16 protein-coding genes are annotated in these 13377 nt (G+C 37.5%); 10 read left to right on the top strand and 6 right to left on the bottom strand.

Features of this window, described 5'->3' with window-relative positions:
* Positions 1–214 precede the first annotated feature (214 nt).
* A complete protein-coding gene (locus tag MWU65_RS11680) occupies positions 215–2905 on the top strand; it encodes a TonB-dependent receptor (protein WP_247078146.1) in 2691 nt (896 codons plus the stop codon).
* A gap of 77 nt (positions 2906–2982) precedes the next feature.
* Here the strand turns inward: MWU65_RS11680 and MWU65_RS11675 are convergent, their stop codons facing one another.
* Positions 2983–3333: a 4Fe-4S dicluster domain-containing protein gene (locus tag MWU65_RS11675; protein ID WP_247078144.1), complete on the bottom strand. Its 351-nt coding sequence runs from the start codon at positions 3331–3333 to the stop codon at positions 2983–2985.
* An 87-nt stretch (positions 3334–3420) separates the two neighbouring features.
* Here MWU65_RS11675 and MWU65_RS11670 point away from each other — a divergent pair, with 87 nt between their 5' ends.
* The 6 genes from MWU65_RS11670 (at position 3421) to MWU65_RS11645 (ending at position 8277) form a co-directional block, all read left to right on the top strand.
* Entirely contained in the window at positions 3421–4488 is a 1068-nt protein-coding gene (locus tag MWU65_RS11670) for an acyl-CoA reductase (RefSeq protein ID WP_247078142.1), read from the top strand.
* A 151-nt stretch (positions 4489–4639) separates the two neighbouring features.
* A complete protein-coding gene (serC, locus tag MWU65_RS11665) occupies positions 4640–5704 on the top strand; it encodes a 3-phosphoserine/phosphohydroxythreonine transaminase (RefSeq protein ID WP_247078140.1) in 1065 nt (354 codons plus the stop codon).
* A 13-nt stretch (positions 5705–5717) separates the two neighbouring features.
* Entirely contained in the window at positions 5718–6671 is a 954-nt protein-coding gene (locus MWU65_RS11660) for an NAD(P)-dependent oxidoreductase (RefSeq protein WP_247078139.1), read from the top strand.
* A gap of 78 nt (positions 6672–6749) precedes the next feature.
* A complete protein-coding gene (locus tag MWU65_RS11655; protein WP_247078138.1) occupies positions 6750–7388 on the top strand; it encodes a DUF937 domain-containing protein in 639 nt (212 codons plus the stop codon).
* A gap of 80 nt (positions 7389–7468) precedes the next feature.
* Complete coding sequence (locus MWU65_RS11650) at positions 7469–7924, top strand: DUF6146 family protein (RefSeq protein WP_247078137.1); 456 nt, start codon at positions 7469–7471, stop codon at positions 7922–7924.
* Positions 7925–7956: 32 nt separating this feature from the next.
* Positions 7957–8277, top strand: coding sequence for a DUF6787 family protein (locus MWU65_RS11645; RefSeq protein WP_247078136.1), 321 nt, complete (start codon positions 7957–7959; stop codon positions 8275–8277).
* On the opposite strand, the gene MWU65_RS11640 is transcribed toward MWU65_RS11645, so the two are convergent.
* Genes MWU65_RS11640 through folE form a run of 5 tightly spaced genes read right to left on the bottom strand, consistent with a single transcriptional unit; the run spans position 8278 to position 11152 of the window.
* On the bottom strand, positions 8278–8772 hold the full coding sequence (locus MWU65_RS11640; RefSeq protein WP_247078135.1) for a monoheme cytochrome C: 495 nt from the start codon (positions 8770–8772) through the stop codon (positions 8278–8280).
* Positions 8773–9993 carry a sulfite oxidase gene (locus tag MWU65_RS11635; RefSeq protein WP_247078134.1) on the bottom strand — a complete coding sequence of 407 codons (1221 nt, stop codon included), beginning with the start codon at positions 9991–9993 and terminating at the stop codon, positions 8773–8775. It lies immediately after the preceding gene.
* A 20-nt stretch (positions 9994–10013) separates the two neighbouring features.
* Positions 10014–10199 carry a hypothetical protein gene (locus MWU65_RS11630; protein WP_247078133.1) on the bottom strand — a complete coding sequence of 62 codons (186 nt, stop codon included), beginning with the start codon at positions 10197–10199 and terminating at the stop codon, positions 10014–10016.
* A complete protein-coding gene (locus tag MWU65_RS11625) occupies positions 10200–10502 on the bottom strand; it encodes a hypothetical protein (protein WP_247078131.1) in 303 nt (100 codons plus the stop codon).
* Between the two features lie 50 nt (positions 10503–10552).
* Positions 10553–11152, bottom strand: coding sequence for a GTP cyclohydrolase I FolE (gene folE, locus MWU65_RS11620; protein ID WP_247078129.1), 600 nt, complete (start codon positions 11150–11152; stop codon positions 10553–10555).
* 200 nt (positions 11153–11352) lie between these two features.
* Between folE and MWU65_RS11615 the strand changes: the two genes are divergently transcribed.
* Genes MWU65_RS11615 through MWU65_RS11605 form a run of 3 tightly spaced genes read left to right on the top strand, consistent with a single transcriptional unit; the run spans position 11353 to position 13336 of the window.
* On the top strand, positions 11353–12015 hold the full coding sequence (locus MWU65_RS11615; protein ID WP_247078127.1) for an ABC transporter ATP-binding protein: 663 nt from the start codon (positions 11353–11355) through the stop codon (positions 12013–12015).
* A 2-nt stretch (positions 12016–12017) separates the two neighbouring features.
* A complete protein-coding gene (locus tag MWU65_RS11610) occupies positions 12018–12575 on the top strand; it encodes a CPBP family intramembrane glutamic endopeptidase (RefSeq protein WP_247078125.1) in 558 nt (185 codons plus the stop codon).
* Positions 12572–13336 carry a TIGR02757 family protein gene (locus MWU65_RS11605; RefSeq protein ID WP_247078123.1) on the top strand — a complete coding sequence of 255 codons (765 nt, stop codon included), beginning with the start codon at positions 12572–12574 and terminating at the stop codon, positions 13334–13336. The genes MWU65_RS11610 and MWU65_RS11605 overlap by 4 nt, the downstream gene beginning before the upstream one ends.
* The last annotated feature ends 41 nt before the right edge of the window (positions 13337–13377 follow it).

Below are 13377 nucleotides of genomic sequence, written 5' to 3'. Positions count from 1 at the left end.
AGAGCATCTAGGTTATCGACATAAGGAGCATAAATACTGAAAGCTTTAACCATGAGCGCTGTTTATACCAGCGAGTAGTAAAAACAAAATAGAAATACAAACAGTTTAATAGATAGATTCCTCATAGTGTGTAGTATACTTCTGTTTAAAGATACTATAAACTAACTACAAATTTCATTACCTTTAAGAAAGTAAAACCTAAAAAGCAACCCTTATGAAAAACAAAATTTCACTTTTATTTAGCCTGTTATTCTTTTCCTTCGCTTTTAGCCAAGGCACAATAACAGGCACAGTAACAGACAGCGAAGGCACTCCACTTGCCGGAGTAAATATCCTGGAAAAAGGAACCACAAACGGAACATCGACAGATTTTGATGGAAACTACACTATTGGCACAAGTGCAAATCCTACACTAGTATTTAGTTATATTGGTTACAATACCCAGGAAGTTAATGCTGCTGGCAAAGCAACTCTAAACATTACCTTATCTGAAGGAATGCTTTTAGACGAGATACAGTTGGTTGGCTCTAGAAGTCCCAATAGAACCGCCACAGATACTGCGGTACCAATAGATGTTTTGGATGTTGCTGAAATAGCATCAAACACAGGGAAAGTAGAAGTAAACGATATTTTACAATACGCAGCCCCTTCCTTTAACGCTACAAAACAATCAGGCTCTGATGGTGCAGATCATATTGTACCGGCCTCCTTAAGAGGGCTAGGACCAGACCAAACACTAGTTCTAGTTAATGGAAAAAGAAGACACCAATCTTCGTTGGTAAATATTTTTGGCACTAGAGGTCGTGGTAATTCTGGAACGGATTTAAATGCCATTCCCGCCTCTGCCATCAAGAGAATTGAAGTATTAAGAGATGGAGCATCCGCTCAATATGGTTCTGATGCTATCGCCGGTGTAATCAACATTGTACTTAAAAACAATACCGATGGTTTCACGGGGGGCATTACCTACGGTGCCTATAGTACTGCAATTGGAAAAGGTTGGGCCGAAGAAACTGGAGAAACGCTTTACAATGTAGAAGGCGAAAACAGACTAGACGGCAAAGACAAAAAATTTGATGGTACTTCAACCAAAATTGACGTTAACTACGGCTTACCACTAGGCGATAATGGTGGTTTTTTTAATATTACAACCGAATTTTTATCGAAAGAAAAAACCTTAAGACCTGGTTTCTCTTGGAGAAAAGGATACGGAGGTGCGGCCATAGACGGATTTAACTTTATGCTAAACACAGCTATTCCTGTTGACGAAAACACAGAGGTTTATGCCTTTGGAGGCAGAAATTACAGAGACACAAATGCCAACGCATTTTCTAGAGATGGCTTTGCAGACGGTGACAATAGAGCTGTTCCTAGCCTTTACCCCAACGGCTTTACACCACAAATAACATCCATCATTAATGACGCTTCTATATCTGCTGGAGTTAGACACACTATGGATAATGGTTGGAATGTAGATTTTAACAACTCATACGGGAAAAATAATTTTCACTACTACATTAAAAATTCCAACAATGCTTCTATGCAAGATGCCTCACCTACCGATTTTGATGCTGGTGGTCACTACCTTTCTATGAACACAACTGGCTTAGATTTTAGCAAGTATTTTGAAGATATTGCGGCCGGTTTAAATGTGGCCTACGGTTTTGAATTCAGAACAGAAAATTTTGGAATCTTTTCTGGGGAAGAATCATCGTATTCTTTGTATGATGAAAATGGAGTACCCATTACCAACCCAGCCACTCAAACGGTAGCCCAGGATAGCAATGGTGATGATTTACCAGGAAGTTCACAGGGCTTCCCAGGCTATAGTCCCGCCAACGAGGTAGATCGCGGAAGAACTAATTATGGCGTCTATGTGGATTCTGAATTAAATGCAACCGAAGCGCTAATGCTTGCCGCCGCCCTCCGCTATGAAAACTACAGTGATTTTGGTAGTACTTTTAATTTTAAACTTGCCAGTAGATACAAAGTCAGTGATCATTTAGCATTTAGAGGCTCCATTTCTTCTGGCTTTAGAGCTCCCTCACTTGCACAACTGTACTACAACCTAATATTCACCAATATTGTGGCAGGAGAATCGGTACCCTCCTTACTATCTGCCAACAATAGTACAATTACCAAAGCCTTTGGAATAGGACAACTAAATGAAGAAAAAGCATTTAATGCCAGCTTTGGTTTCTCCTATACTAATGGAGGATTCTCTGCAACCATAGATGCTTATTCCATTGCTGTGGATGACAGAATTATTTTAACAGACAACTTCACAGATCAAACTGTATTAGGTCCCTTAGGAGTAGATGCTGCACAGTTTTTTGCAAATGGTGTGGACACCAAAACAACCGGATTAGACATTGTTCTAAATTACAGCACTGCCGTAGGGAGTAACGGAAAGGCTACAATTGGCCTAATTGGTAACTTTAACGATTTAGAAGTAAAAGAAATCCACAATGGCAATTTGAATGAATTTACCTTTTTTGGTCCTTTTTCACAAGCCTATTTAGAAGCTGCTGCACCCGATTATAAATTTGGACTTAACTTAGGGTATTCCAAACCTAAATTTAACGCACAAGCAACCTTAACTCAATTCAGCGAGGTTCAATTACAAGATTTCCAATGGGTAGACACTCCTGCAACAACACAAGGAGAAGCCGATGCGTTATTCCCAGTTGCTACCGACATCTATAAGGCAGCCTTGGTAGTCGATTTAAGCGCTGGTTATGAGCTATGTGATAACCTTAAACTTACGGTTGGAGCAAATAATTTGTTTAACAACTACCCAACACCTCAGTTTGACGGTTGGACAGACCAAGGTGGTTTAGCCGATTCTGTACAAATGGGTTCTGATGGAACCTATGTTTTTAGCAGAATTAGTTTTAGCTTTTAAAAGTTTTACCTTACAACAGAAACAAAAAAAACGAGGACATATGTCCTCGTTTTTAATATACTTTTATATAAAACTAATTATTCAGGGTGCATAAATCGCTGTTTTCCCATAAGCTCTTCTTCCGTCTCTACAACGTCTTCATCAGGAATACAACAATCTACTGGACATACAGCAGCACACTGTGGTTCTTCGTGAAAACCTTTACACTCTGTACATTTATCTGGTGATATATAATAAATCTCATCACTAATAGGCTCTTGAGACTCATTTGCATCCACTTCCTTACCATTTGGTAAAACAACATTACCTTCTAATGACGTTCCATCAGCGTATCTCCAATCATCTGCACCTTCATAAATTGCGGTATTTGGGCATTCTGGCTCACAAGCTCCACAATTAATACATTCGTCTGTAATTATTATTGCCATAATTTATATCAATTTTTAGACTGATATTTCATCAGTATATCTACTTTTGCACAAAGGTAAACCCTATTAAATCACTATACAAATAAAATGACTAAACTTGAGGATAGAATAGCTGCTTTTTCCAAATTAGGAACTTTATTTGCCAATTTTTGTGAATTTGCAAATACTAAAGAGCCAATAGAAAGCACAGACCCATGGATCTCCAGGATTAACGAAGCTAGTATATCAGCCAACATACACAATGGCTGGTTCACCAAAGAAAACATCCATTTTTGCCTGGATAGCTGGAGCCAATTATTAACCGAAAAAGAATTAATCAATTGGTTTAGGTTATACAACTCAACCCCTCTTAATAACAAGAATATAGCCATAATAATGGCTGGGAATATACCCCTTGTTGGTTTTCACGATTTTCTCGCCACTCTAATAACAGGACATACAGCCGTAATAAAACTGTCTTCCAATGATAAGATTTTACTACCCTTTATTGCTTCCTACCTTATTGATTGCCTTCCTGAGCTTAAAAATCATATTGTTTTTGTAGACGGAAAACTTGAAAATTTTGACGCTGTAATTGCCACGGGCAGTAACAATACCGCCCGTTATTTTCAACATTATTTTGGAAAGAAACCTAATATTATACGCAAAAACAGAAATTCTGTTGCCATTTTAACGGGTGAGGAAAGTAAAGATCAGTTAGAAGCCTTAAGCGAGGATATCTTTAGGTATTACGGATTAGGCTGTAGAAGCGTCTCTAAATTATTTGTTCCCCAAGGATATGATTTTGAAGCATTTTTCAAGGCAATGTACCCACAGCAAGACATTATAAATCACCATAAATACGCCAACAACTACGATTATAACAAGGCGGTTTATCTCATGAGCGAATTTAATATCCTAGAAAATGGTTTTTTAATGATTAAGGAGGATGAAAGCTATGGCTCTCCCATTTCAACTGTTTTCTATGAGTATTACGATTCTTTAGATAGCTTAAACAAAAAGCTAGCAGCTGATGAGGATAAGATACAGTGTATTGTCGCTGAAGGTCTGTTTAAGAACGAGATTAAATTTGGAAACACCCAACACCCTAGTCTAACTGATTACGCAGACAATATAGACACTGTTGAATTCTTGTTGAAAACATCCCAAAATTAATTAAAATTTAAAAAGGCGCATTGTGATAAAAGTTAGACCTTTACCCTAGTTATAAATTGCATAGACTTCTACTATAAAATAGTATAGCTGGTCTATTCGAAAACAAATTATCGTTCTAATAATCCAATTTTAGACAAACAAATTTTTACAAATGAAAAAACATAATTTTAGTGCAGGACCTTGTATATTACCCAAAGAGGTATTGCAAAAAGCATCAGAGGCCGTAATCAATTTTAACGACTCTGGCTTATCCCTAATAGAAATATCTCACAGAAGTAAAGATTTTGTAGATGTTATGGACACTGCTCAATCCCTTGCTTTAGAACTTTTAGGATTAAAGGACAAAGGATATAAGGCGTTGTTTTTACAAGGAGGTGCTAGTATGCAATTTTTAATGACAGCCTACAACCTATTGGAGTCAAAAGCGGGTTATTTAAATACAGGCACATGGAGCGATAAGGCAATAAAAGAAGCTAAATTTTTTGGAGAAGTAGTTGAAGTAAGATCATCTAAAGATAAAGATTTTAACTATATACCAAAAAATTATATGGTTCCTTCCGATTTGGATTATTTTCACCTAACATCTAATAATACCATTTTTGGAACCCAGGTAAAGGAATTTCCAAAAACTAAAATTCCTATGGTTTGCGATATGAGTTCTGATATCTTTTCACGGGTATTGGACTTCTCTCAATTTGATTTAATCTACGCTGGTGCCCAAAAAAATATGGGTCCTGCTGGAGCTACCCTAGTTGTCGTAAAAGAAGACATATTAGGAAAAGTATCAAGACAAATACCATCCATGTTAGATTATAAAGTACACATAAGCAAAGAGAGTATGTTTAATACTCCTCCTGTTTTTGCTGTTTACGTTTCTATGCTCACCTTACAATGGTTAAAGAATTTAGGCGGCGTTAAAGCCATTGAAGAAATAAACAATAAAAAGGCTCAGTTGTTGTATTCTGAAATAGACCTAAACCCATTATTTAAAGGGTATGCAGAAAAAGCAGATCGCTCTTTAATGAATGCAACTTTTACTTTGACCGATGAAAGCCTCAAGAATTCTTTTGAAGCGATGTGTAAAGAAGCAGGCATTAACGGAATTAATGGTCATAGATCGGTTGGTGGTTATAGAGCTTCTATGTATAACGCACTTTCTCTAGATAGCGTTGGCGTACTTGTAGATGTAATGAGTGATTTAGAACGAAACGCATAATCACCTAAGAATTATGAAAAAAATATTAGCAAATGACGGCATAGCACAAAGCGGTAAGGACGCCTTGGAAAAAGCCGGATTCTCTGTAAGCACAACAACAGTAGCACAAGAACAACTCATCAATTACATCAATGAGAATAAGATTTCTGCTTTATTGGTGCGCAGCGCCACTAAAGTAAAAAAAGATCTTATAGACCTCTGTCCTTCCTTAGAATTAATTGGTCGCGGTGGCGTTGGTATGGACAATATTGATGTGGATTATGCCAAAACAAAAGGGATACATGTTATCAACACTCCTGCTGCATCATCAGAAGCCGTAGCCGAGTTAGTTTTTGCGCACTTATTAGGTGGAATTCGATTTTTATATGATTCCAACAGGGTAATGCCCTTAGAGGGAGATAGCCACTTTAAGCAACTAAAAAAAGCCTACGCCAAGGGTGTTGAGCTTAAGGGAAAAACAATAGGCATCATAGGTTTCGGAAAAATTGGTCAGGCTACAGCTAAGGCAGCCCTAGGCCTAGGAATGCATGTACTGTATTACGATCCACAGGTAGAGGCAGCAAGCATCGCTATTGAATTTTACGACGGACAAACTGTTTCCTTTACACTAAAAAACACAGCCAAAGAAGAAGTTTTAAAAACATCCGATTTTATTACTATTCATGCCCCAGCACAAAAAGCATATATCATAGGAAAGAATGAGATCGATATGATGAAAGATGGGGTTGGAATCATTAACACGGCACGTGGCGGGGTTTTAGATGAGGTTGCATTGGTAGACGCTTTAGAAAACAACAAAGTATCTTTTGCGGGATTAGACGTGTACGAATCTGAACCTTCACCTGAAATCAGAATTCTAATGCACCCCAAAATATCATTAACCCCTCATATTGGTGCGGCAACAATGGAAGCACAAGACAGAATTGGCAAAGAATTAGCGACTAAAATCATCACATTACTAAAATAACCTTAACAATATTCACAAGTAAATTGTAGCCAATTTTTTTGTATTTTAGAACATTATTAAACATTAACTATAAAAGAAATGTCAGGATTACTAGATTTATTAAACAGCCCAATGGGCACACAAATTATTAAAGGTGTTGCAGGTCAAGCAGGAGAATCTGAGCAAAAAACAGCAGGTGTATTAAGCATGGCACTACCGTTATTAATGGGAGCTATGAAAAAAAACACAGCTTCTCCGGAAGGGGCTCAAGGACTTATGAATGCCCTATCTAACAAACACGATGGCAGCATCCTAGATAACCTTGGTAGTTTGTTTGGTGGCGGAATAGATTCATCTGTTATGAATGACGGTCAAGGCATCTTAAACCACGTATTAGGAGCAAAACAACCTCAAGTACAAAATGCGTTGAGCCAAAAATCTGGCGTAAGTGCAGACACCGTAGCAACTATACTAAAAGTAGCAGCCCCTATTTTAATGGGCGTTTTAGGAAAGCAAGCGAGGAACGAACAAGTAGTTGAACCTAACGGTATTGGCAACCTACTAGGTGGCTTGCTAGGAGGCGACAACAACAACCAACAATCTTTAATAGAATCTTTTCTAGATTCTGATGGTGACGGCAGCATCTTAGACGATGTAGCAGGTATGATTTTGGGCGGAAATGACAAAAAAAGTAGCTCTGGACTTGGCGGTCTATTAGGAGGCTTATTTGGTAAATAACAACCGTATGTGCAAATTCAAAAAGCCATTAGGAAACCCTAATGGCTTTTTTTTCGTATATTATAGTAAACAATCATGTTATGAGAAAATTACACTTTATATCGGGAATAGTATTTTGCAGCATACTTTTATTAACTAGTTGCGCAAGTACCAAAAAGCAATTAGACATTTCAGAGTCTGAAAAGGAAATATTCAACAAAACCGAAGGCGATCCGGTGGTAATCGCAGATGAAAAAACGGAATATGAAATAACAATTATAGATCCTGGTTTTGATTTCTGGCTAGCTAGCCATGCAAAACCCTACCAGTTTTACTCGCAGTCTTACTTAGAAAGCAAGAACATTTTTTATGTAGCGGAATGGAATAGCAGGGTTTCCCAGCCATTTAGACACAATACAAGCTTGTATGAAATGCAAATAGATTACGCTCCTGGCACAGATTACGGTTACGAAGTAAACTATAAACTATACAATTACTTTATTTATTTTCAAAGAAAGTACAATCAACGTCTAGGACATTTTGTTCCTCGCATATAAGATTTTATATTTGCAGCTTATTCTTAAGTTACATGCAGAAATTAAAAGAGCGTTGGGGCATCCAAAGCAATTTTCAAGTAGTTATTATTTTTATTGTTTTTGGTATTACAGGTTCTTCATCAATTTATGTTGCAAAACCCGTCCTTTCTTTTTTAGGAATAGCCCGCACCGCTTTCCCTGAAGGAATTTGGTGGGGTGGAATTGTATACACCACGCTTAGAATAGCCATTATCTTTCCAATATACCAATTTCTTTTAGTGGCATATGGTTGGCTTTTTGGTCAGTTTAAATTTTTCTGGGATTTTGAAAAAAAGATGTTAGTTAGACTTGGCTTAGGTAGATTTCTTAAGTAATTAATTCGCGTTTACCTGTAAATCATACCATGCTGTAGTTTGTAAATTTTCACGCCTACCAACGGTTGTTGGAGCGTAATTTTTTGCTAAATAATTTACTATTACCTCCTCATTTTCCCCCAAATCCCACAAGTTTTGGGTCTCTTGCATCCAACGAATTGTCGCCACCCATCGCTCTTTGGACATTCTATTTTGAGTCACTAATTTCGCTGAATGACAACTGGTGCAATTATTTACAACCGTCAACAAGCCTTCGCCTTCAACAAAACCTGTTCGTAAGTGTATACCGTTTTCAACTTTATCCCAATCATCTTCGGTAACTTCATCACGCACCACAGATAGCTCTGTTTCACTTTTATCCTTAAAAGCGGATAAACTAGGATCTACAAGCACATATGCTGCAAAAACAGCTCCCAAGAGCACAATACACCAAACCACAACTAGCATACGGTACACTTGCTTTGCTTGGGCTTTAAATTCATTATCTCCTGCCATTTAATTAACTTTTACTGCTATTCTATGACACGCATTATTTAAATAACCTTTAGGATTCCAACCCGGAACTAACATAGGTTGACCTACCCCATTAGCATCCGTAGCCTTTGCCCATATTTCATAATATCCTTTTTTAGGGAAAGACACCGAAGCAGAAAAATGCTGCCATGCCAATCGATTTACGGGTTTATCCAATGTACACACCTTCCAGGTAGCACCAAAATCTATGGAATACTCCATTTTTTCAACGGCTAACTCACCAGCCCAAGCGTGTCCTCTAATATTTAATGTATTCCCGTCCTTTATCATAGCCCCCGATTTTGGATAGGTAAGCAGTGATTTTACGGGCATAGATTCTATTATACACATATCTTCATCCTTCACAACATCACCTGGAGCCACGGCATTGCAAGGTACTCTATATGCGGTGCCCATCATTTTAGTACCATCATGTACAATATTACGAATGCTTATTCTATTCACCCACTTCCCAGAGGTAGACGCAGGCCATCCCCCACAAACCAAACGCAACGGATATCCGTGAGACACGGGTATATCTTCTCCATTCATTTTAAAAGCCAATAAAGTCTCTTCTTGCATTGCTTTAGCTATGGGGACCCCTCTTGAAATTGGCTCTTTATTTGGATCCCTACTAATATGTGTATCTGCGGCGTGATATCCAATGTACACCGCATCACTTTTAATCCCTATATCATTTAAAACATCTTGTAGGCGTACTCCGGTCCAGTTTGCACAAGATACCGCACCTATGGTCCATTGATTGCCTTTGGCTGGTGGATTAAACTCACTTCTACCATTACCTCCACATTCAACGGTTAGTTGATAGGTATACTGCTTAAATTTTGATTTTAAGTCTTTTAAGGAATATGTTTTTGATTCACTTACAGATTCTCCATCTATGGTGAGCACCCAATTATCAACATCAATATTTTCTGGAATTAACCCGTTATTACGAATGAACATATTTTTATTGGAGGTTATTTTTTCATCCAATAAATGCGCTTTCGCTTCAATATTCCATGGCTTATCATTTAAAACAACCATCTCCTTATCCAATCCAAACAACTGAAAGGGGTCTGCATCTTGCAACGCCATTGGGTTGTAATTTAGCGGCATGTTGGCTCCAAATACAATATCGGCTCCAATAATTCCAGCCATTGTAGTTAAGGTGGCCTTCTTAACAAAATTTCTTCTTTTCAAACTAAATCAATATTTAATCGTTATTTAATATTTCCTCTTCTGCGATCTCGTATGTTGAGTAGCATTGCAATGGCAACCAACACAGCAGAAATTATTCCTACATAAAACCCAAGAGTTAGATCGTTAAAATTAGCCATTACCAAATGCATACCAATCAACAATACACAGCAAACGAGCACTATATACGGGATGTGTTTTTTCTTCATTTATTTTTTACTTATTATTTTATCAGTTTTTGAACCACTAAACACATAGGTATACAGCCACATGATGGTAAAGGAGGGTATAAAATCTGTCCCTGGAATTAGTTCTTCAGCAAAGGAAACCATTGCTGCAGCCTGCCCTATTCTACCCTTATACATTCTAGTCATTAACCAAGCAGATAAGGGAGCCCAAACAAGGTCTGAGAACTCTCCCAATCCCAGGACAGTATAGGAGAGCATTCCCACGGCATCAAAAAGAAGCCCAAGAAATAAATCTCTTATTTTTGTATTTTTTTTAGTTGTCATACGGTTTAAAATTAATATTCTTCAACCAATCTGCAAATTGAATGCCACATCTATGACAAATTAGAACTTATAAGCTTTAAAAACTCATTCCTTGTTTCTTGTTTTTCAAACTGTCCTCTAAATCCTGAGGTTGTGGTAACAGAATTCTGTTTTTGAACACCTCGCATCATCATACACATGTGCGATGCCTCAATTACAACTGCAACCCCTTTTGGTTTTAAGGTATTGTTTAAGCATTCTAGAATATCATGAGTTAGTCGCTCTTGCACTTGCAGTCTCCTCGCAAAAACGTCGACCACCCTAGGTATTTTACTAAGCCCTACAATATGTCCGTTTGGAATATAGGCAACATGTGCTTTGCCAAAAAAGGGAAGCATATGGTGTTCACATAAGGAATACAACTCAATATCTTTTATAATGACCATATCGTCATAATCTTCCTTAAACATGGCTCCTTTTAATATTTCCACAGGGTCTTGCTTGTACCCTTGTGTTAGAAACATCATTGCTTTTGCTGCTCTTTCAGGCGTTTTTACCAATCCTTCCCTTTGAACATCCTCACCTACACCTTCTATTATTTTGGAATATTTTTCTTTTACGTCGTCCGTAGCTTTTAAATTATATTCTTCAAAGTTTTTATAAAATGACATATTTGCTTTTTAGTTTATTCTAGCAATCTATAACAGACTACAACACAGATTATTAACAATTGATTAAAAATTAGCACCTCCAATTGGTATCTTCTCTTTCAAAAATAGGAATAAAATAGAATAAAGAAGTGGCCTTTCTTTTATTTATTTTTGCAGTATCATTGCTAATGATTACTTTCAACCGTGAAAAAATAAGATAGATGATTAAAGCCAAAAACATACAAAAATTCTACGGGGATCTGCAAGTTCTTAAGGGCGTAGATGTCCATATTCAAGAAAAAGAAATTGTTTCTATTGTAGGATCTTCTGGCGCTGGCAAGACAACTTTATTACAAATTCTAGGTACTTTAGATGCTGTTTCCGCAACATCTAATAGTGAACTATTAATTAACAACACAGACATTACCAAGTTAAAGGACAAAGAATTAGCTAGATTTAGAAACAATCACATTGGTTTTATTTTTCAGTTTCATCAATTACTGCCAGAATTTACGGCATTAGAAAATGTTTGCATTCCAGCATTTATAAAAAAGACGCCAAGAGCCGAGGCTGAAAAAAGAGCCAAGGAACTTTTAAATTTCTTAGGCCTTGAAAAAAGGCACCAGCACAAACCCAATGAACTTTCTGGAGGGGAACAACAACGTGTTGCCGTGGCACGTGCCTTAATTAACAATCCCTCTATAATTTTTGCTGATGAACCTAGTGGAAATCTAGATTCTGAAAGTGCAGACAATCTGCATCAATTATTTTTTAAGCTTCGGGATGAATTTGGACAAACATTTGTTATTGTAACCCATAACCAAGAACTTGCTGATATGGCAGATCGTAAATTAGTTATGGTAGACGGACAAATTACAAGCTAGGGATGCTAAAAGAAGTTTATTATTTTTTAAAAAATCCTGTGTATCAAAAAGATGAAAACACAGCTATTCACTACCGACTTACAGTTTTTGCCAAATTACTTTTCTTAGGCCTAGCCTTTGGTATTGGCATTGTAGTTTTTAACACCATTTGGGAGTCGTTTGGAATAGTAGACCCCAATGAGCACGCATTAAACAAAGCCATGGATGAAATGGGATTACCCTTGTTGGGGTTAATGGCAATAATTGCCGCTCCCCTGTTTGAAGAGTTTATTTTTAGAGGCCCTTTAGTGTTCTTTAAAAATTCGAAATACTTTAAATTAGCCTTATACACCTCCATTGTCCTATTTGGTGCTGTACATATATCCAATTTTGAAATTACACCCACCATCCTAATTTTAGCACCGTTTTTAGTAGCTCCACAACTAGTTTTAGGCGCTTTCGCCTCCTTTATTCGTATAAAATTTGGATTGGGTTGGTCTATCCTACTGCATGCTTGTCACAGCTTAATTTTATTTATGCCGCTCTTAGCCGCTAAACTACTAGACATCCCTTTAGAATGACAAAGACAGAATTGAAAGAGTTTTTAGATATAAAAGTAATACAATACAACAACCCGGAGTTTATTACAACAGACCCCATCCAAATTCCGCATGCATTTACGAAAAAGGAAGATATTGAAATTGCAGCCTTTCTAACAGCAACTATAGCTTGGGGAAATCGCAAAAGCATTATTACGAATGCCTCCCGGATGATGGAACTGATGGATCATGCGCCTCACGACTTTATACTGCACCATTCCGATGACGATTTGGACAGGTTTCAAGGATTTGTACACCGAACCTTTAATGAAACCGATTTGTCTTTTTTTGTCAAAAGTCTCCAAAATATCTATACCCATCATAACGGATTAGAAGCAGTATTTGCAAAATATACCGCAACTGATAATTTACAAACGGCCATTTCTAAATTTAAGGCCGTGTTCTTTGAAATTCCACACCCCAAACGTACTACCAAGCATGTATCTGACCCATTAAAGGGATCTGCTGCCAAACGCATCAATATGTTTTTACGCTGGATGGTACGTGATGCTGCTACCGGAGTTGATTTTGGTATTTGGAAAACCATACCTACTGCTCTACTTTCATGCCCCTTAGATGTACACTCAGGCAATGTGGCCCGTAAATTAGGCTTGCTAAAACGAAAACAAAATGATGCCAAGGCTTTGGCCGAATTAGACAAAAGTCTGCGCAAGTTAGACGCTAACGATCCCGCTAAATACGACTTTGCCCTTTTTGGTTTGGGCGTTTTTGAAGGGTTTTGATGTTAGGTTTTGATTGACGGTTGTTATTTGTTGTTTGACAG

The sequence above is a fragment of the Cellulophaga sp. F20128 genome (assembly GCF_023015805.1).
GTDB lineage: Bacteria > Bacteroidota > Bacteroidia > Flavobacteriales > Flavobacteriaceae > Cellulophaga.
This window is presented reverse-complemented; position numbering and strand designations above follow the sequence as displayed.